The sequence below is a fragment of the Flavobacterium johnsoniae UW101 genome, from assembly GCF_000016645.1.
Lineage (GTDB): Bacteria > Bacteroidota > Bacteroidia > Flavobacteriales > Flavobacteriaceae > Flavobacterium > Flavobacterium johnsoniae.
The window spans coordinates 5,587,886-5,608,598 of sequence record NC_009441.1 but is presented as its reverse complement, the minus strand read 5'-3'; the positions used below and the strand labels follow the sequence as shown (position 1 = coordinate 5,608,598).

The window sequence follows — 20,713 nt, the reverse complement described above, 5'->3', positions numbered from 1 at the left end:
CGTCTAGTTTGTCATTTCGACGAAGGAGAAATGACAATATTGAGGTTAACTTTCGTTGCTATAAAATATAATTAGTGAAAATTCGTGTAATTCGTGGCAAAAGAAAAAATCCTTATAATCCATATATCCCGATAGCTATCGGGAGTGGCAAAAAAAACATAAAAAATGAGTAAAAATGTATTTGTAGAAGGACCTATTTCTCCTGAATTTATAGCCGAGTCGATTGCGAAACACCAATCCAAACATACGATTGGAGCACACAATATTTTTTTAGGACAAGTTCGTGCCGATGTAATTCATGACAATACAGTCGTGGCGATTGATTATTCCGCTTATACTGATATGGCGAATGAAGCATTATACGCCATTCGTGAAAAAGCTTTTGCCAAATTTGATTTAACCTGCATGCACATTTACCACAGTCTGGGCGTTGTAAAAGCAGGCGAAATCTGCTTGTTTGTTTTTGTTTCGGCAGCACGCCGCAAACAAGTTTATGAAGCGACAGAAGCCATTGTAAACTGGATTAAAACCGATGTTCCTATTTTTGGGAAAGAAATGTTTGAAAACGATACATTCACCTGGAAACAAAATAGTTAATGGTAGATATTACGCATAAAATAAGCACATTAAGAAAAGCAGCGGCAACGGCAATTGTAAAAGTCAGCAAACAGGAAACAATTGATGCTGTTGTAAATAATTTAGTGCCCAAAGGCAATGTGTTGGAAATGGCAAAAACAGCAGGATTGTTTGCTGTAAAAAATACACATTTGTCTATTCCGGACTGCCATCCAATTCCAATTGAATTTACATCGGTTGAATATAAAATTGAAGGTTTAGAAATCCAGATTATTTTTAATGTAAAAACGGTTTATAAAACCGGAGTTGAGGTCGAGGCGATGCATGGTGCATCAATCGTAGCGCTTACCATGTACGATATGCTAAAACCTATTGACAAAGAAATCGAAATTTCGACCATTAAATTGATTAATAAAGAAGGCGGAAAATCGTCTTTCAAAAATAAATTTCCTAATGTTATAAAAGCTGCAGTTTTTGTTTGTTCTGATTCGATTTTTGCAGGCGATAAAGAAGATCGTTCCGGAAAAACAATTGTAGAAAAATTAGATTCATACGGAGTTGAAACTTCACATTATGAAATTATTCCAGACGAATTGGAAATCATTCAGGAAAAAACTAAGGCTTTCGCCAAAGAACATCAGCTGGTAATTTTTACAGGCGGAACTGGTTTATCACCAAGAGATGTAACGCCGGAAGCTTTATCGCCAATTTTAGAAAGCAGAATTCCGGGAATTGAAGAAGCTATTCGCAGTTACGGACAACAGAGAATGCCGTATGCAATGCTTTCCAGAAGCGTTGCAGGAACGTTGGGTAAAAGTCTGGTTTTGGCTTTGCCAGGCTCAACAAACGGAGTAAGAGAATCGATGGACGCTGTGTTTCCACATGTAATGCACGTTTTTCATATTTTAAAAGGTAAAAACCATGACAGCCTCTAACACAATTTTGACGGACGGTTTTGGGCGCAGACACAATTATCTGCGCATTTCCCTGCTGGAAAAATGCAATCTGCGTTGTACGTACTGCATGCCGGCTGATGGAATTGTGCTTTCTCCAAAAGCCAGCTTAATGACGGCTGACGAGATTTTTGGTATCGCCCAGACTTTCGCACAAAATGGTGTTGACAAAATACGATTAACAGGCGGTGAACCTTTATTGAGAAAAGACTTTCCTGAAATTGTTTCTAAATTAGCAGTATTAGATGTTTCTCTCTCTGTAACGACAAACGGAATTTTAATTGACCGCCATATAGACGTTTTAAAGCAGTTTAATGTCAAAAAAATCAATCTGAGTTTAGATACTTTGGTTTCTTCTAAATTTGCTTCAATAACGCTTAGAAATCAGTTTGAGAAAGTGATTGATAATCTGCATTTGCTTTTGAATAACGATTTTCAGGTAAAAGTAAATGTGGTTTTGATAAAAGGGTTTAACGATAATGAAATTGTAGATTTTGTAAAACTGACTCAGTTTCTGCCTATTTCCGTTCGATTTATAGAATTTATGCCTTTTGCAGGAAACGAATGGGACAGAAGCAAAATGGTATCACAGAACGAAATTTTATCGTTAGTTGAAACGCAATTTTCATTAGAAGAAATTCAAAAACTAGAAGACGAAAAAAACTTCACTTCAAGAAATTATAAAATAAAAGGTTTTCAAGGCGATTTCGGAATCATAAGTTCTATCACAAATCCTTTTTGTGACAGTTGCAATAGAATCCGTTTGACAGCTGACGGAAAAATAAAAAACTGCCTTTTCTCCAATTCTGAAACTGATTTATTAACTCCTTTTAGAAATGGTGAATCCATTGAAAATTTGATTTCGGAATCTATTCAAAATAAAAAGAGAGTTCGCGCCGGAATGTCCGGCATTAATGAGATTAATGATCCTGTGCTTCATTCAGACAATCGAAGTATGATTGCGATTGGAGGATAAAAGTTAATTATTAATTATTAATTATTAATTATGAATTATGAATTATTAATTATTAAATAAAAAAAGCTCAACTTTAAGTTGAGCTTTTTTTATATATTATTTTTTCTTTTTAGCTTTTGCCTTTTTTTTAGACTTTGCTTTCTTTTTTGCAATTTTTTTAGCTTTCGCTTTATCTTTTGCTTTTTTAGCTTTTTCTTTTTTCTTAGCGGCCGCTTTTAATTTTGCTTTTTTAGCTTTCTCCTTCTTTTTATCTTTTTTAGCCTTATCTTTTTTCTTTGCAGCTTTCTTTTTCTCTTTTTCCTTTTCTTTGTCTTTCACCTTTTTAGCTTTTTTATTGTTAGATTTATCTTCAGCTGTTTCTTCAGTTGAAGTATTTTTTGCTGCGTTTTCTTCTTTAATTTCAGTTATTGGTTCTATAACTGCAGGTTTAACCACAGGTGCAGTAACTTTTTTTGCAGGTGTTCTGCGTACTGCTGTTTTTACCGTTGCAGCAGGAGCAGTTGTTTTTGCTGCTGGTTTAGCAGGTGCTTTTGTTGCAGTAGATTTTGCAGCGGCTGGTTTTGCTGCCGTTGTCGTTTTAGCTGGAGCTGCTTTGGCAGCAGTTGTTTTAGCTGGTGCAGCTGGTGCAGTTTTTGTTTCTTCTGCGGCAGGTTTTACATTTTCTGCAGCTGGAGAATCAGTTTTCTCAGGAGTAATTTCTTCGGGTTTGTTTTCCATATATTAAGTGCTTTAAATGAGTGTATTAATAGCAATGTAACCAAATTGTTAATTTTTGGTTAAGTAAAGATAATTATAAAACAAGCTTTCTAATGTTAAGTTTTTCGATATTTTTATGAATTAAATATCTGATTGTTAAAAAGTTAGTTTTTTTTCTAAAATTTTAAAGCTGAATTTCTTAACAATTCTACATGAAAAAATAGAAGAATTTGCTGTATAATAAGAGTTTTGCTGATAAGTTCTTTTGAAAACAGGCGCCCTAGCCCTGATGGAAGCGGCATCCTTTTATCGCGCCGCGGCGGATAAAAGATACAGCGGACAGCAGGAACAGCTCCTAATTAATATTGAAGTAACCTTTAGTTTTTTACTAATTCTAAAATTTTGAAATTGCTTTTTGGAGCTTCGCAAAGCGAACAGCAATAGGTTTCAGGCAGATTTTCGAACAAAATACCTTTTGGAATTCCCTGAGTTTCGTCTCCGTATTCAGAATTGTAAAGCGTTAAACATTCCTGGCATTGATAAATATCTAATTGCAGTTTTTCTTTTTTCTGTGGATTTTCATTGGTTTCAGCTGTAGAATTTCCAAGTTCTTCAAAATATTTACGGCTTAATTCAATTAAAATTGTTGGCAGTTCCAGTTTGTCAATATCTTGTGAATGCACAATATATTCGCGAGTATTTGGATCAAAATTTCTCGCAAACAATACATTATAGGTATCTCTGATTTTGATAGATTCTAAAGCAGCCGGAAGTTCATTTTTTTCGATTACAATCGAAGTAAAATAATGACCGTCGCGGTTGTATTCTGAAATTCCGAAATTCAATCCGTAGGTGCTAATGTCGAATTGATCTAAAGTTCGAACTAGAAAAGTTTTAAGATTCAAAGCCCATTCCATCGCAACGGGTAAATGCCAGTTGAGTTCTAATAGCGAATGGCGAACATTGATGCCGCGTTTTCCCAGGAATTTTTCCCATTCCAGTTTTCGGTCTTTCGGAATTCCTTTTATAATAAAAGATTTCCAAGGCGTGATACAGATTTTCCCAATTTTACATTCAAAACACAGATCGCACATTTCTTTCAGGAAATCCAAATCGTATAAATTATTCCTCCAGTACAATCCCAGCCAATATTGATCGATTCCCATTCTGTTCATTCCTTCGTAATACGGAAACGGATAAAACGGAATATTTAATGGTTTGTCAATTGTTCTGTTATTGGTATCTAAAACTTCACTCACCAATACGAATAGCGTTTCTATATCAACCGTATCTTCTTCAGAGATTTTCTCAATTTCGTAATAAATCTTAGCCAAATCCCAGCTGTACAGCAAAACAGGATAAACTTCTATTTTTTCCCATTTTGGAAGACGAATGTATAAATACCAATAATCTTCGTGTTCTGAAGCTATAAAATTCAAATGGCCAGTAAACAACGGAACCAATTGCTGTTTAGGGTCGGTTATGTTGACTTTAAGTTTTGGCTGTTCTTTAAATTCTTCTAAAATATATAAAAACCTATTTCCGGTAAGCCAGTTTGTATTTCTGAAAATATCAGTAGAAACATAAGACGAAACAATGTTGTTGCCGCTTTTTTGATCAGGATAAACAAAATGATGTTTTCCTAAAGTGGTTTTATCTAAAGATTTAAATCCTTTCGGAAAAATAATATCCTGTCTGGAACCAAACGAAATGGAATCCAAACCTTCTTCTAAAGCAATATTTACAACTTCTTGTAATTCTCCTGGCGAAATAACGCCTCCTTTTACTATTAATCTTGTTAGTTCCATTTTGTTTTTTTGTTTCAGGTTTTGCTTTGTTTCAGGTTTGATGTTTCCTCCAAGCGTGTCAGGCTGAGCGTAGTCGAAGCCCGATTCTAATTGGAGCGCCCTTAGACTCCGCTCAGGGTGACATTGTGTTGAAACAAAACAAACTATTTACACTTCGCCAATATCTCCTTAACCTCCGTTTTGCAACTTCCGCATCCTAAACCTGCGCCTGTATTTTTGCATAAATCCGTAAAATCACTTACACCGCTTTTTATGGTTTCTTCGATGTTTCCGGCTCCAACCTGACTGCACGAACAGACTAATTTTCCTAAAACCGGTTTTGCATTTGAACTTCCTCTTAAAAGCGTATTTCGTTTGTCTGATAATTCGATTTTGCTTTCAATCATGGTTTTAAATTCGGCAAACTCGTTTTTATCGCCCATTAAAATGGCTCCAACCAAAAGATCGTCTTTTACGATGCATTTTTTATAATAGCGTTTTTTAAGATCTGTAAAAACAATTTCTTCGTACGAATCGTCGTTTTCCGGAATTGTCAAATCGCCAATACTGCAAAGGTTGATATCTTCTAATTTTAAAATGTTCATTAAAATAGAACCTTTATAATAACTGCTGATATCGCCCGCAAGGTAATTGGCGAGAATATCGGCTTGTTCTTCGGCAGCAGAAGTGATTCCGAATAACTTATTATTAAATTCGGCTATTTCGCCAATTGCGAAAATATTAGGATTTGAAGTTTGTAAATACTGATTTACTTTAACGCCGCGTCCGCAGGCTAAACCGCTTTCACGTGCAATTTCAATATTTGGAATTGTTCCAATTGTATACACGATTGCATTTGCCGTAATGATTTTACCGCTTTTTAAAGCAATCTCAATTTCGTTTGGATAATCGGTTTCAAAAACGGTGCTGACTTCGTTATCAAAATAAATCTGAATGTCACGAAGCTGTACTTCTTCGGCCAGTAATTTGCTTGAAATTCGATCCAATTGACGCTCCATTAAACGTGAAGCTCTTTGAATTATGGTTGTTTTTACTTTTTTATGTTTTAAAGCTGCAGCCAATTCTAATCCTAATAAACCGCCGCCGATAATGACTACGTGCTGTTCTTCGGGCGGAAGATTGGTGCTGTCGAGATGTTTTTTCAATCGGTCAGCATCTTCTTTTCTTCTAACGGTAAAACGCCCGGGAAGATGAAGCTGTGCATTTTCCGGAACAAAAGGACGGCTTCCGGTTGCTAAAATCAGCGAATCGAAAGTGTGAATTTCGCCCTGACTATCTAAAATTGTTTTTTTGCCGGTATCTATTTTATCAATAGAAACTCCGGCTTTCATGGTGATATTGAGTTTATTGAGAGTTTCACCGTCCTTAACTTTTAAAAGCTGTTCCCAGGTGAATTCTCCTGTCATATATTCTGGCAGTAAAACACGATTGTAAAACGGATTTATTTCATTCGAAAAAACAATAATTTCATCAGTCGAATTGAATTCGCGGTAGTTTTGAATGAATCGGAATGAAGCTGCTCCGGCGCCCACAATGGCAATTTTTTGAAACGGTTTTACATATTTTTTAATCGAAACGGTTGTGAATTTAAAATCAGGTTCTTTTGAAACGGGATCTACAACCGTATTGGTTAAATTATTGGTTCGGTTTAAATCATTTTCGAGCTGTTTTCCCCAATGCATGGGCAGGAAAACTACTTTTTCTTTAATAGAATCTGTAACTTTTGCTTTTACGCGGACTTCTCCGTTTTTGCTTGAAATCACGACAATATCACCGTTTTTAATCTCGTTTTTAAAAGCGTCAATTGGGTTTATTTCTAAAACAGGACTCGGAATATGGGTTAATAATCTTGAGACTTTACCTGTTTTGGTCATTGTATGCCATTGATCGCGGATTCTTCCTGTCGTTAAAATAAAAGGAAATTCGTCGTTTGGCTGTACCGAAGTATTTTCGATAGAAACAGGCAGATTAAAAATGGCTTTTCCTGAAGGCGTATAGAATTTTTTATCGGTAAACAATCTCGGAGTTCCCGGATGATTATAATCTGGAACTGGCCATTGAAAAGTGCCTTCGGTTTTTAAACGGTTATAGTTTAAGAATGAAATATCAATATTGGTATTTTTGGTAAGGGCGCAATGTTCTTTGTAAACTTCTTCGGCACTGTTGAAATTGAATCCGTTGAAATTCATTTTCTTAGCAAAACGAATTAGGATTTCAATATCTGGAAGTGCCTCTCCGGGCGGATTAATTCCTTTTGGCAGATAGGAAATACGGCGTTCAGAATTGGTCATCGTTCCTTCTTTTTCCAGCCAGCCCGCAGCAGGTAAAAGTAAATCGGCAAATTTGGCTGTATCTGCATTATGAGAAATATCCTGAACGACTACGAATTTTGCATTTTGAAGAGCTTTTTCGGCTCTTCTAGAATCGGGTAAACTCACTAATGGATTGGTACAGATAATCCAAACGGCTTTCATTTTTCCTGATTCCAACGCTTCAAACATTTCTGTCGCTGTTAAACCCGGTTTGTCTGATATTTCGTCAACGCCCCAAAAGTCGGCAACTTCTTTGCGGTGTGCTGGATTGGCAATGTCTTTATGCGCTGCTAAAAGCGTTGCCATGCCGCCCACTTCACGTCCGCCCATAGCGTTGGGCTGTCCCGTAAGAGAAAAAGGACCAGAACCTGGTTTTCCGACTTGTCCGGTCAATAAAGATAAATTCAATAAAGCTGTATTTTTATCAACCCCAACAGCACTTTGATTTAATCCCATTGCCCAAAGCGAAATAAATCCTTTTGCTTTCCCAATAAGATCAGCGGCAAGTTTTATGTCGTTTACAGAAATACCGCAGAGTTTAGAAGCTTTTTCCAGCGAAGTTCCTAAAACTAAGTCTTTGTATTGTTTGAAATTCTCTGCGTGGTTTTTTACAAAATCATGATCTACATATCCTTTTTCGATAATTCGTTTGGCAATAGCATGGTATAAAATAATGTCTGAACCGGGAATAATCTGTAAATGCAAATCGGCGAAAGCTGCAGTATCAGTTCGTCTGGGATCGATACAGATTATTTTTGTTTTTGGATTTTTCTCTTTGTGTTTTTCAAGTCTTCTGAATAGAATAGGGTGGCACCAGGCAGGATTTGCGCCTGTAATTAAAAAAGTGTCAGCCAGTTCGATATCATCATAAGCAATGGGAACAGAATCTTCTCCAAAAGTTTTTTTGTAACCTACAACTGCAGAACTCATGCAGAGTCTGGAATTGGTATCTATATTATTGGTTTTTAGAAAACCTTTTACGAGTTTGTTTACTAAGTAATATTCTTCGGTTAAACATTGTCCTGAAATATAAAAACCAACGCTGTCTGGGCCATGTTTTTTTATAATAGAAGAAAAAACCGCTGCAGCGCGGTCAAGAGCAGTATCCCAGCTTACGCGCTCTAACGGATAAAATTTGCTTCCGCGCATTTCTGGATATAAAATCCGGTCAGAAGTATCATTAACTACGTAATGCAGATTCATTCCTTTAGAACACAGCATTCCTTTGTTTACCGGATGGTCTTTGTCGCCTTCGACCATTACACCATTTTTTGCATCATTGGTTACGATTATACCACAGCCAACGCCGCAATAGGAACAGGTAGTTTTGATCTTCGTAGTTTGCATTTGAGTTCTATTTAGAGATACTACTTTTATTTGAATGGTCTGACTTTAGAAAAGTACTTAAGCAAAAATAAGTATTTTTACGTATTTATACGTATTTTTTTGATTTATTTTTTTATTTTTGATTGAAAATAAATGAGGAACAACATCTTAGTTTTTTAATATACTTAAAGTTTAAGACTCATGAAAGAAGAGCAAGCCATTTGTTATTCCTGTGTCAATGAAAATTGTTTTATAAAAAAACACTTGTATTTGGAGCAGATGAAAGCTTATATTTCTAAAAAGCAAAGTATTATTTGTAAAAAATCAGATCGGTTTATTACAGAAGGCGCTCCTTTGCAGGGACTTTATTTTATATGTAAAGGAAAAGCCAAAACCATAAAAACGGGTATTAATGGCCGTGAGCAAATCGTTCGTTTAACTACTAATGGTGATATTATTGGTTTTCGCGGATTTGGAACGAGTAAACGTTATTTAATTGGTGCTTATGCACTAGAAGATACTGTTTTATGCAATTTCAGCAACGAGACTATGCTTGAAATTTTACAGCACGTTCCTGAGTTTACGTATGCTTTAATGTTGTTCTATGCCGAAGAATTGAACAAAAGTGAAAATAACATCCGCAAGATTGCGCACATGAATGTTCGTGAACGTGTAATTGATTTGTTACTTTATATCCATCGTAAATTCGGACAAACGAATGGTTTGATTGATATTGAGCTTTCTCGAAAAGAAATTGCGGATTTTGCAGGAACTACAGAAGAACAGGCAATCCGTATTTTATCAAGTCTCAAAAAAGAATCGTTGATTAAAACGGAAGGGAAACGTGTTGGGATTTTGGATGTTGAGGAATTACGTTCTGAAATTATGGAGCATAAGTATTTTTAGTGAGGGACAAAGTTACAAAGGGGCAAAGCTGCAAAGGTTTTTGATTGTAGAGACGCACTGCAGTGAGTTTTTACTGTATGCGTCTCTACGTCGAGTGTAATTTATTTTTTTCTGCCAATAAATCGAATTACAGAACCAGTTCCGTTATGGAATAATCCTTCGTTTAATTCGATTTCTTTTTCTTCTAATTCTATAATTTCATAATTCGGGAAATCGGCTTTGATTTCTTCGATTGAAAAAAGAGATTCAATATCTTTTGGTCCGCCTACTTTTTCATTTTTGGTTACATATTCTAAATGCTTTTTGCTGAAAGCTTCAAAAATTATGATGCCATTTTTTCGTAAAAGTTGATTCAACTGTTTGTGAATTTCAGATTTTATGGCAGCAGGAAAATGTGCGTAAATCAGAGCAATCACATCAAATTGTTGTTCTTGAAAATCTAAAGTTTCTAATTCGCCAACTTGATAATCAATTGAAACATCATTTGCTTCTGCGAGTTTTAAAGCTTTATTTCTGCCTTCTTCACTAATATCAAAAGCAGAAACTTTCCAGCCTAGTTTTGCGGCAAAAATGGCATTTCGTCCTTCACCTTCAGCAGGAAAAAGAATGGTGCCGATTTCTAGTTTTTCTATTTGTTCTTTTAAGTAATTGTTAGGTTCTTCGCCGTATGCAAATTCTTCGCTTTTGTAACGGTCGTCCCATCTTTGAGTCCAGGTATTGTTCATGATTTTAATTATAAAAATATCAATCAAATATAATGAATTAAGAAAACCTCAGGGGGTAAAAAAAATACCCTTTCTCAAATTTGAAAAAGGGTAAAATTTTATAAAATCCGATTAATAAAATCGTTATTTTTTATAAGTAAAAATTCTAGGATTTACAGAAATCATCAGCCACGCCCAGTTGTTAGTATGACCAGCATCACCGTTTTTGATAAATTCCATGGTTTTAGATCCAAACATTTGAGAATATCCTCCGGTAACGGTAATATCTTTTTTAAAATTATAACCAAATGTGGCATCAATCTCAGTTCCTAAATACGAATCTAATTTTTCGTTTAATGGTGTAACTACATCTGCAGCAGATAAGAATACATGCGGAATCAGGGCAAACTGCCACTTATTTACATTGTAGTTTAATTTTATAAAAGCATCTTGTAAACCAACATTGTTTAAGTGATTTCCAACATAAAAATAATCCATGTAACCGTTAAACCCGTGGTTGGTTCCAAAAATAGGATTGAATGATTTGATTACAGTGCTTCCGTCATTTGATGCTTTTCCAGATAAAAATTCATATCCTAGACCAGCTTTAAAGGAATCAGTTAGGTTGTAATTAAAATTAATAGCGGCATTCCATGCACTGACTTTTAAATCTGTACTTTTTCCGGTTTGCCCGTAAAGCCAGAAATTAGTGTCGATTTTACTTGTTTTGTAAGTCAAATATGGTCCAAAAGTTTGTTTATAATCTACCAGTAGTTTTGCATCAGCATTTGCATATTCGTAACCGGTATTAAGCAGTAAAAAGCTTGCACCTAAACTTTCAGTAAATTGATTGTGGTACCATGCGTACTGTAATGCTTTGTAATTAGCAACAGTATATGGAGTTTGAAGAACATTTTCAGCAGTTGAATTGTATGCGCCTCCAAAATCAAGTTTTTGTTTTTCAGTTTGATATGTAAAGGTAAGCGCATCGTGACTCTGAGCTTGCTGAGCCCAGTCCATTTCACCCAGAATACGCTGGTTATCATAAGAAAGAACCTGACGCCCCATTCTGGCACTCCATTTTTCAGTAAAATTATATTGTGCCCAAGCTTCAAAAACAGCCACCCCGTTTTTATCTGCCGCTGCAGTTGATGGAACATCACCCCAGGTTCTGGTATTCTGTAAAGTCAGTTTTACAATTAAATCTTCTTGTTTGTAATTGAAATTTAAACGTGAACGCTGTGAAATTTGTGATGTGCCTTTTTGACCTTCCTGAAGAAGTTGTTTGTAACCGTTTCGATATTCAAAACGTGGTCTGATTTGCAAATTGACATCTAATTCCTGAGCCTGAATTTCAAAGCTTAATCCTGCGATAAGTATTAAGATTAGTTTTAGTTTCTTCATAAAATTGGTAAATTTTTATCGAGGGTAAATTTATAAGAAAATGCCGTCGAATACTATGATCGCAGTCATATTTCTAATCTTTTTTTAATCTAAGTTTAATATGCTGGTTCTAATTTTGCTTTAGTTACTTTAACTTGTTTCTCTCTAGATAGTTGTGTTATAGTATAATGCATCCAAACCAAACATACAGTTGAAAAGATTAAAATAAAAATCCATGAACTTGACCAGATTCCGGTTGCTGTTAGTAAATATCCAAATATAATTGGGCCAAAGAATCCGCCTAAACCGCCAATCATTCCAACCATGCCGCCTACAACGCCAACTTCATTAGGAAAATATTCAGGAATGTGTTTGTAAACTGCCGCTTTCCCAATTCCCCAGGAAATCCCGATTAGAATAACTAGGACTAAGAAAACCCACATATTGGCATCAAACTTAATAACCGTTACGCCTTTGGCAATTAATTCTTTTTTAGCAACACTTTGATTGTGAGCAACAACTACATCCTGCCAGCTCGAAGTAGTAGGGAAAATGGCATTTTCGGCTGTATTGGCTGTTTTTTGTGCAATTGAATATTCTTTATCGCCAACTTTTACGGTTTTGTCACTGATTTCGTTTACGACTCCTTTTTTAGCAGCCAGAATTCCCGGACCAGAAGTAGTTATTTCCATTTTTGGAATCGATAAAAAAGCACTTAAAATTACTGAAGAACCCAAAACCCAGTACATTACTTTTCTCGCTCCGAATTTATCTGATAAATAACCTCCAAAAGCTCTAATAACACCAGAAGGTAAACTGAACATCGTGGCAAACAAACCTCCCATAACTAAACTCGTTTGGTAAACGTTCATGAAATTTGGCAGCAACCATTGCGAATATGCTACAAAGCATCCAAAAACTAAGAAATAATAAGCTCCAAAACGCCAAACTCTTTGTGATTTTAAAGGTGTAAGCATTTGCGAAATTGCTTTACCGCTGCTTTCTATTTTTTTATTTTGAGCGAAAATTAAAAACGCAATACCAATTACGACTAATGAAACTGCATAAATAACAGGAAGCACTTTCCAGCCGTTTTGCGGATCATCAATAGAGAAATGATTTAATAAGGAAGGAGCAAGAAAAGTAGTTATTGCCGCTCCAGCATTTCCCATTCCGAATATTCCGAGCGCGCGTCCCTGCCATTCTTTTGGATACCAGATAGAAGTGTAACCAATTCCGACAGCAAAACTCGTTCCGACCATTCCGAATAAAAAACTTAGTAAAGCAAACATGGCGAAACTATCAGCGTAGGGAAGGAGGAACAGCGGAATTGAACTTAGAAGCAGTAAAAGTGAAAAAACATATTTTCCGCCAAATTTATCGGTTAAGATGCCAATTGGCAGACGCATTATTGATCCGGTTAAAATTGGAATACCCAAAAGCCATCCGACTTGAATAACATCCCAATGGAAAATTCCGTTATCGACTAAAAAAGTTACCAGAACCCCGTTTAATGTCCAGCAGGCAAAACACACTGTAAAAGCCAATGTGTTCAAAACTAAAATTTTGTGTGATTGCGATAGTGAGTTTGTATTTTTCATAGCACTTATATTTTTATGTAAAAATAAGTACTATAACTTAGTTAAAACCTGCTAAAACGCAGTTTTTGAAAAATAATTACGTATTTATACGTATTTTTTAGATTAAAGAATACTCAGCCGCTTTGTTCGAAAGTTCCATAAGGTTTTTAACTTTCAGTTTTTTCATCAGGTTAAAACGATGCACTTCGGCAGTTCTTTTACTAATTTCAAGAGCTTCGGCAATTTCTTTATTTCCTTTTCCTGATAAAAGAAGTGTCAGGATTTCTTTTTCTCTTTTGGTAATCATCATTTCTTCACCTAAAGTTTGTTTAGGTTCTAAAGATGCAGTCGAATTTGTTAATTGACTTATTAAAATAGAAGAAATATCACCGCTGAAATACTTACCGCCTGAAGAAACGGCATGAAGAGCTTTTAAAAATTCTTCTTTTGATGAACCTTTTAGTAAATAACCGTCGGCACCGGCTTTTATAGATTTCAAAACATACTCTTCTGATTCGTGCATCGAAAGCATAATGATTTTTACGTTATTATTCTCGCTTCTAAGTTTTTCTACTACCTCGATGCCCGTTAAGTTTGGCATACGAATATCTACTATAAGTAAGTCGGGTTTTGTTGCTGTAACCACTTCCAGAGCATCTGCACCGTCAATTGCTTCACCAACAACCTCTATGTTTGCTTCGTTTTCCAGTAAAGATTTGATTCCGTCTCTAACAAAAACATGGTCATCTGCCAATACTACACGAATGATATTACTCATAGTTTACTTAATTTTGATTCTGAATTTTTACGTATATTCATCTAAAAAGAAGATGCTAATATACGTACTTTTTTTATTTAAAATTCCAAATTTTTGAAATTCCAAACTCCAACATTAAAAAATCATTAGAAAATAATGCAATATCAATGACAATTGCAATGTCAATTACAATATCAATAGCAATAGCAAAAAACAATTTTAATATCTAAATATAAATTTAAACGTTGTATTGTCAGGCTGAGCGGAGTCGAAGCCCGCGTTAAGAAATTCCGTAATCTAAATCACCAATCTTTGTGGAGTTACTTGCTTGGACTTCTCCCGAAGCCTCGGGATCGCTCAGCCTGACAAATAGAAATTCGACGTTTAGATAAATTATCTAATTATCTAATTATCTAATTGACACATTGTCTCATTTGAGAATGGGAATATTAAAAGTAATTCTTGTTCCTTCGCCTGGAATGGAGTTCATGAAAACGCGTCCGTTAATGTATTGGATTCTTTCTTTCATAAATAAAAGCCCCATTCCGGATTCGCTGTTGCGTTTTTTGTCGACTGAATTAACATCAAAACCTTTTCCGTTATCATCAACGATGATGCTTAGAAGTGTTTCGCTATGAGAAAGTTGCACAATAATGTGCGACGATTCTGCATATTTTATGGCGTTGTTGATGGCTTCTTGCGTGAGACGATAAATGTTGATCTCGATTAGGGAATCTAGACGTCGGTCGAAATCGGTTTTGTTGTAGAAGAGAATTTCTTTTCCCGTAAGTTTCGAAAGTTCTTGCGTGAGTTTTGCTAAAGAAGAAACGATTCCGTGATCGCTTAATTCTGGTGGCATTAGGTTGAAAGTTGCAGTGCGGACACCTTTAATAATGTCAAGCGAAAGCTTCTTTAAATACTCAATTTTTTGTTCTGATTTTCCTCTATCATCTAAATTAATGCTTTCTAAACTGAATTTTAAACCTGTAAGCATTTGCCCGATTCCGTCGTGAATTTCTTTTGCGATTCGGTTTTGCTCGTTTTCCTGATTTTCAACAATTTTGCTCGAAATAATCTTTTGTTGATTGATTTTTTCGGTCGTATTTTCAAGGTTCAAACGTTCGACTTCGCGTTGTGCTTTTTTGCGTTCGGTGATGTTAAAACAAACAATTAAAAGTTCAAGTTCGTCTTTTTTGATCATTACCGGAACCATTGATAAATCAAGCCAAATGGTTTCGTTTTCTTTGTTTAAAATACTGATTTCGCCTTGCCAGCCACTTCTTTGTTTTTCGAAAATTAGTCGGTCGAAATTGGTTTGTTCTTTTTCGTCAACGGTTAAAACTTCGGAGAATTTTTTGTTGGATGAAAACTTGGTATAATTAAGCAGTTTAGCAAATTTTTCGCCAATATGAATGATCGAACCATCTGGCGCAATTCGGCAATACAATAAAGTATTTTCCATTGCATAATTAAGAGATTTCAATTCTTTTACCGAGTTTTCTTTGATTTCGCTTAATATTTCTGTGTCGTATGCGAGCTTTAGAGCTTTCTTTTCTGAAGATAAAAGCTTGGCAATTAACCTTTCGATTTTTTTGTTGGTTGGTTTGAAAATAAAGAAGAATTCTAAAAGAAGAACTAAAAGCGTGAAACCGAAAATCCAATATTCTATTCGGCGCTGTTCGGTTACTTTTTCGTGCGCTTCAAGATCGTATTGGGTTACAATTTGATTCATTTTAGAAAGGAAAATGCCTTCGTTTTCTAAAATAGTATTTACGAATTTTTGGTTTTCAGCAGTTGTTTTTTTCTGCTTTACATTCAATAAAAAAGCTTCTGTAGTTTGTGCAATTTTATTGAAAATCGGATTGATTTCAAGATATAATTTAGAAAGTGTTTCTGATTTTTCTTTTGGAAAAGCCAGACTGTCACTGCCGTTTTCAAGTGCATTTTGGTTTTTTTTCCAAAGCGCTAAAACGTCATTTAAATGTGAAATTTGCTTTGCAGAAGCGGTATCAGAAACGTAATGCTGGATCAAAACTTCTTTGACAATTTTCTGGCTCAGCATTCTTTGTTTACCAGAAAAATTGATGATTTTAGAATCGCTTAACTGCTGATTCAGATTGTATTGCACTAAAAACTGACTGATAATTATAGTTAAGGCAATAGTAAGAAGCGCAAAAAAATACAGACGGCGTAAATTTTTGAATGTGATTTTTTCTGCAGCTTCCTGATTGCTTTTTTTCATATCTTTTTTACAATCCTAAAGAAGCTTTTATTAGGTTTAAATTTTCTTCAGAATAGTTGATTTTTAAAGCTTCCTGATGTCCTTTGTCGGACATTTTATCCCAGGTTTTTTTGATGATGTTTTTTAGTTTTTCTTCATCGTGTTTGTGAACAAAAGGTTCTAAGTAATATTCTAAGAACACCAAACAAATTACATCTTCTAATAATTGAGTTTCGGCATCTTTTTTAAGCAGTTTTTTTTCAATTAAAAAAGAAACACGATCTATAAAAGTTTGATCGTAACCTGCTTTTGCCAGAATTTCGGCAGTGGTTTTTGCGTGGAATTTTTTCAATTCTTCTCTCCATTTCAAATAACCAACACGATCCATTGGGTATGATTCGCGAGCGACTTTCCATCGGCAGATATGTTGTGCTTTTGATGCGATTTGAATTTCTTCGGATGCATTGGGTTCAAACTGCATCAGCCTTTCGTACATCCTGTTTGAATACAATAATTCTTTTGGATATTCTTTGTTTTGGTCTAATTCGATGTTTGGATCCTGAGCGTTTTCAGCATCAATCCATTCGCTTGCTTTTTGAAAAGGTGTAGTCATTTTTTGGTTTGATAATAGAATTTCAAAGATACGGAATTAAGTTTTTTTTCGCCACGAATTTCACGAATTAGCACGAATTATTGTTTTTGTTTTTTGCCACAGATTAAAGGATTTTTTGGATTTAATCTTATGTGATTTTTTTTCGCCACGAATTTCACGAATTAGCACGAATTATTGTTTTGTTTTTGCCACAGATTAAAGGATTTTTTGGATTTAATCTTATGTGATTTTTTTCGCTACGAATTTCACGAATTAGCATGAATTATTGTTTTGCTTTTTTGCCACAGATTAAAGGATTTTTTGGATTTAATCTTGTGTGAATTTTTTTTCGTCACAAATTTCACGAATTCCACTAATTTAATTCGTGCTAATTAGTGAAATTCGTGGCTAAAAATTTTAATTCTTTTAATCTGTGTAATCTGTAGTCTATAAATTAGTCTGCAAATCCAACAAAAACTTCATTTTCAACTACTTTAATTGGATAGGTGGCAATTTTAAAATCGTCTCCGTTTAGGTTTGAACCGTCAACTAAGGAGAAAGTCTTTTTATGCATCGGACAGGCGATTTTCGGGATATCATCGGCAGAACCTGTCATTCCTCTTGAAAGTACCATTTCCATTTTATGCGGACAGGCGTTTTGGCAAGCGTACCATTCATTTCTGCGTGTAAAATTGAAAATGGCGATTTGTTTGTTTTTGTATTTAATGCATCCGCCTCGGTTGGTCGGGAAATCTTCTACTTTACCTGCTTTGAACCAAATTGTAGCATCGCTCGCATGAACTGTTTCGTATTGATTTAAGATTTCTTCCATTTTGATTGTGTTTTGATTTCCTGTTTCTTAGCCCTCTTTTTACAATCATGAGAGTTATGATGGCGCAGTAAAAAAGAGGGTAAGAAGGACAGCAAACGTTTAATGATTTTTTTTCTTTTTTTGGAGCTTATTTTTTTCACGCAGATTTAGCCGATTTCATTTTTAATCTTTTTAATCCTTAAATCTGTGGCTTTAATTTTAAACACATAGAAACATAGATTTTTTGTTTTTTGTGATAGAGAATTAAAAGAAACTAGTTTCTAACACATAGCTATGTGTATTTATGCAAGTGAAACGCCTTTATTAAGTTTTTAAAATCTATGTCTCTATGTGTTTAAAAAATTATGTTTTTAAGTTACGACCAAGCTTTAGGCATTTTTTGATCTCGTAACGGAACAAAAACTGCATTATCGTCTTTCTCGTCTGAGTTTATAAAGTGATTGAATCGTTTTAGTAATCTTGGTTTTTCCAGCACTTGTTTCCATTCGCATTCGAAAGTATTTACCAAAGTCTGCATTTCAGCTTCAAGCGTTTCGCAGATTCCTAAACTGTCTTCGATAATTACTTGTTTTAAATATTCTAAGCCTCCATCTAGTTTTTCTAACCAAGTTGAAGTTCTAATCAGCGGGCCAGCGGTTCGGATGTAATACATTAAGAAACGATCCATGTATTTGATTACGGTTTCTTTGTCGATTTTCTCTGCTAGTAAAACCGCGTGTTTTGGATTTGCACCGCCATTTCCTGCGATGTATAAATTCCAACCGCCTTCAACGGCAATTAATCCGAAATCTTTTCCGCGTGCTTCAGCGCATTCGCGAATGCAGGCAGAAACACCACCTTTGAGTTTATGCGGAGAACGGATTCCTTTATATCTATTTTCTAGTTCGATGGCAAATCCGGCGCTGTCGTCCATTCCGTAACGGCACCAAGCATTTCCCACACAGCTTTTTACGGCACGAAGTGATTTTCCGTAAGCATGACCACTTTCAAAACCGTTGTCAATTAAAATTTTCCAGATTTTTGGAAGATCACTCAAATGTGCTCCGAATAAATCCACTCTTTGAGCTCCCGTAATTTTAGTGTACAAATCGAATTGTTTAGCAACTTCACCTATTACGATTAGTTTTTCGGCAGTAATTTCGCCTCCGGCAACTCTCGGAACTACAGAATACGTTCCGTTTCGTTGAATATTAGCTAAAAATCTATCGTTTGTATCTTGCGTTGTCACGTGTTTGTTTGCAGTGTCGTTATAGATACTAGAGAAAATAGAAGCGACAACTGGTTTACAGATTTCGCAACCATCGCCTTTTCCGTGATGATCCAGAACATCGTAGAAATTCTCGTATTTATTGATTTTTACCAAATCAAATAGTTCCTGACGATTATAATTGAAATGCTCACAGATCACTTCTTTTACTTCTTTTCCTAAAGATTTTTGAGTCGCTTTTACTAAATCAGAAACCATTGGTTTACAGCCGCCGCATCCTGAAGTTGCTTTGGTTGCTTTTACAACATCTGAAAGAGAAGAACAGCTTTCGTCTAAAATTTTACAGCAGATCGCACCTTTGGTAACATTCTCGCAAGAACAGATTACGGCTGTATCCGGCAAATCCATCACGCTTCCTAAAGGAGAACCTTCTGAACCGTCTCTTGAACCCAGAATCAAATCTTCAGGATTTTTAGGCAATGCCATTTCATTGATATAAATCTGGAAAAGGGAATTGTAATCGCTGGAATCTCCAACTAAAATTCCGCCTAAAAGTTTTTTAGAATCTTTTGTAACGTTGATTCTTTTGTAAACGCTGCTTAATTTATTTTCATAAATAATAGCGGTAACGTCATTGTTTTCAATAAAAGGATCACCAAAACTCGCTACTTCAACACCAATTAATTTCAATTGAGTCGACATATCGATGGTTTCTCTCATGGTTTTGTCGCCATTTAAGATCTGCTCAGCAGCGACATCAGCCATTTCGTAACCAGGAGCAACAAGTCCGTAAATGTTTTGGTTGTAAAGAGCTGCTTCGCCAATCGCAAAAATAAAAGGATCTGATGTTCGCATTTGATTGTTTACCACAATTCCGCCTCGTACGCCAACTTCAAGCCCTGAAACTCTTGCCAGTTCGTCGCGAGGTTTGATTCCGGCAGAAATAACCAACATGTCTACTTTTAACAATTCGTCGTTTGCAAACATCATTCCTGTTATACTTTCTTTTCCGTCGATATATTGGGTTGCTTTGTTAAGATGAATTCCGATGTTTAATTCTTCAATTTTTGATTGAAGCATATCACTTGCGCCCTGATCTAGTTGTCTCGGCATTAAACGCGGCGCAAATTCCACCACATGCGGATTTAAGCCTAAATCACGAACTGCTTTTGCTGCTTCTAATCCTAATAAACCGCCACCTAAAACTGCAGCTTCGGTTGCGCCTTTTATTTTTATTTTTTTTGCATAGGACATGATAGCATCCAGATCTTCGATGGTTCTATAGACAAAAACACCTTCTTTTTCTACACCTTCAATTGGAGGTACAAAAGCGGAAGAACCTGTTGCTAAAACTAAGTAGTCGTACGTATGTGTTTTGCCTAAGTGTGTATGTATTGTTTTTGCATCACGATTTATATCTGTAATTAGTTCAGATGTATTTAGAATAATATTGTTTTCTGCGTACCATTGGCTTGTTGATAATGATAAGTCATCAGCTGTTTTTCCTCCAAAGTACTCGCTTAAGTGAACGCGATCGTAAGCGCGTCTTGGTTCTTCTCCAAATACTGTGATTTGATACTTTTCTTGTCCTGATTTTGCAACGAATTTTTCGCAAAATTTATAACCAACCATGCCGTTTCCAACTACTATTACTTTAATCATTATTTCTTTAATTAAGTATTACTACGCAAATATAAGTATTTATACTTATTAAAATACGTAATAATTTTATTTTTTTAAGTAGATGGAGGTTTTTATTACTACGTATTTTATCAGAATCTTTTACGTAGTGCGGGATTTAAGTAATTTTTGAGTGATTTGGTTTTTTTAAATTTGAAAGGATTCTAAATAGGCGTTTCAAAAAAATGTCGTAAATTCATAAGA

The 20,713-nt window shown here is 35.3% G+C and carries 16 protein-coding genes; 5 read left to right on the top strand and 11 right to left on the bottom strand.

From position 1 onward, the window contains the following. The first annotated feature begins 165 nt into the window (after positions 1–165). Genes FJOH_RS23960 through moaA form a run of 3 tightly spaced genes read left to right on the top strand, consistent with a single transcriptional unit; the run spans position 166 to position 2,505 of the window. Positions 166–597 (top strand): molybdenum cofactor biosynthesis protein MoaE, encoded by a 432-nt coding sequence (locus tag FJOH_RS23960; RefSeq protein ID WP_012026603.1) that lies wholly within the window; start codon positions 166–168, stop codon positions 595–597. Next, entirely contained in the window at positions 597–1,511 is a 915-nt protein-coding gene (moaCB, locus tag FJOH_RS23955) for a bifunctional molybdenum cofactor biosynthesis protein MoaC/MoaB (protein ID WP_012026602.1), read from the top strand. The genes FJOH_RS23960 and moaCB overlap by 1 nt, the downstream gene beginning before the upstream one ends. Beyond that, on the top strand, positions 1,498–2,505 hold the full coding sequence (gene moaA, locus FJOH_RS23950) for a GTP 3',8-cyclase MoaA (protein ID WP_012026601.1): 1,008 nt from the start codon (positions 1,498–1,500) through the stop codon (positions 2,503–2,505). Before moaCB ends, moaA begins: the two co-directional genes overlap by 14 nt. A 96-nt stretch (positions 2,506–2,601) precedes the next feature. Here moaA and FJOH_RS27310 read toward each other — a convergent pair whose 3' ends face one another. Then, a complete protein-coding gene (locus tag FJOH_RS27310; RefSeq protein WP_235023039.1) occupies positions 2,602–2,823 on the bottom strand; it encodes a hypothetical protein in 222 nt (73 codons plus the stop codon). Between the two features lie 16 nt (positions 2,824–2,839). On the opposite strand from FJOH_RS27310, the gene FJOH_RS27305 reads away from it, so the two are divergent. Next, complete coding sequence (locus FJOH_RS27305; RefSeq protein ID WP_235023040.1) at positions 2,840–3,229, top strand: hypothetical protein; 390 nt, start codon at positions 2,840–2,842, stop codon at positions 3,227–3,229. 349 nt (positions 3,230–3,578) lie between these two features. Here FJOH_RS27305 and FJOH_RS23940 read toward each other — a convergent pair whose 3' ends face one another. Further along, positions 3,579–5,009 carry a rubredoxin gene (locus FJOH_RS23940; RefSeq protein ID WP_012026599.1) on the bottom strand — a complete coding sequence of 477 codons (1,431 nt, stop codon included), beginning with the start codon at positions 5,007–5,009 and terminating at the stop codon, positions 3,579–3,581. Between the two features lie 143 nt (positions 5,010–5,152). Further along, the gene (locus FJOH_RS23935; protein ID WP_012026598.1) at positions 5,153–8,668 is read right to left on the bottom strand and encodes a nitrate reductase; all 3,516 of its coding nucleotides are present in this window, start codon (positions 8,666–8,668) and stop codon (positions 5,153–5,155) included. 180 nt (positions 8,669–8,848) lie between these two features. On the opposite strand from FJOH_RS23935, the gene FJOH_RS23930 reads away from it, so the two are divergent. Then, complete coding sequence (locus FJOH_RS23930; protein ID WP_012026597.1) at positions 8,849–9,553, top strand: Crp/Fnr family transcriptional regulator; 705 nt, start codon at positions 8,849–8,851, stop codon at positions 9,551–9,553. A 101-nt stretch (positions 9,554–9,654) separates the two neighbouring features. Here FJOH_RS23930 and FJOH_RS23925 read toward each other — a convergent pair whose 3' ends face one another. The 8 genes from FJOH_RS23925 to nirB form a co-directional block, all read right to left on the bottom strand. Beyond that, on the bottom strand, positions 9,655–10,278 hold the full coding sequence (locus FJOH_RS23925; protein WP_012026596.1) for a class I SAM-dependent methyltransferase: 624 nt from the start codon (positions 10,276–10,278) through the stop codon (positions 9,655–9,657). Positions 10,279–10,401: 123 nt separating this feature from the next. Then, on the bottom strand, positions 10,402–11,661 hold the full coding sequence (locus FJOH_RS23920; protein ID WP_012026595.1) for an alginate export family protein: 1,260 nt from the start codon (positions 11,659–11,661) through the stop codon (positions 10,402–10,404). A 95-nt stretch (positions 11,662–11,756) separates the two neighbouring features. Next, complete coding sequence (locus FJOH_RS23915; protein ID WP_012026594.1) at positions 11,757–13,241, bottom strand: MFS transporter; 1,485 nt, start codon at positions 13,239–13,241, stop codon at positions 11,757–11,759. Positions 13,242–13,338: 97 nt separating this feature from the next. After that, positions 13,339–13,998 (bottom strand): response regulator transcription factor, encoded by a 660-nt coding sequence (locus FJOH_RS23910; protein WP_012026593.1) that lies wholly within the window; start codon positions 13,996–13,998, stop codon positions 13,339–13,341. A gap of 409 nt (positions 13,999–14,407) precedes the next feature. Further along, positions 14,408–16,219, bottom strand: coding sequence for a PAS domain-containing sensor histidine kinase (locus FJOH_RS23905; RefSeq protein WP_012026592.1), 1,812 nt, complete (start codon positions 16,217–16,219; stop codon positions 14,408–14,410). A gap of 7 nt (positions 16,220–16,226) precedes the next feature. Further along, complete coding sequence (locus tag FJOH_RS23900; protein WP_012026591.1) at positions 16,227–16,811, bottom strand: DUF4202 domain-containing protein; 585 nt, start codon at positions 16,809–16,811, stop codon at positions 16,227–16,229. A 433-nt stretch (positions 16,812–17,244) separates the two neighbouring features. Then, positions 17,245–17,622, bottom strand: a complete 378-nt coding sequence (gene nirD, locus FJOH_RS23895) for a nitrite reductase small subunit NirD (protein ID WP_012026590.1) — start codon at positions 17,620–17,622, stop codon at positions 17,245–17,247. Positions 17,623–17,977: 355 nt separating this feature from the next. Then, complete coding sequence (nirB, locus tag FJOH_RS23890; protein WP_012026589.1) at positions 17,978–20,491, bottom strand: nitrite reductase large subunit NirB; 2,514 nt, start codon at positions 20,489–20,491, stop codon at positions 17,978–17,980. Positions 20,492–20,713 lie beyond the last annotated feature (222 nt).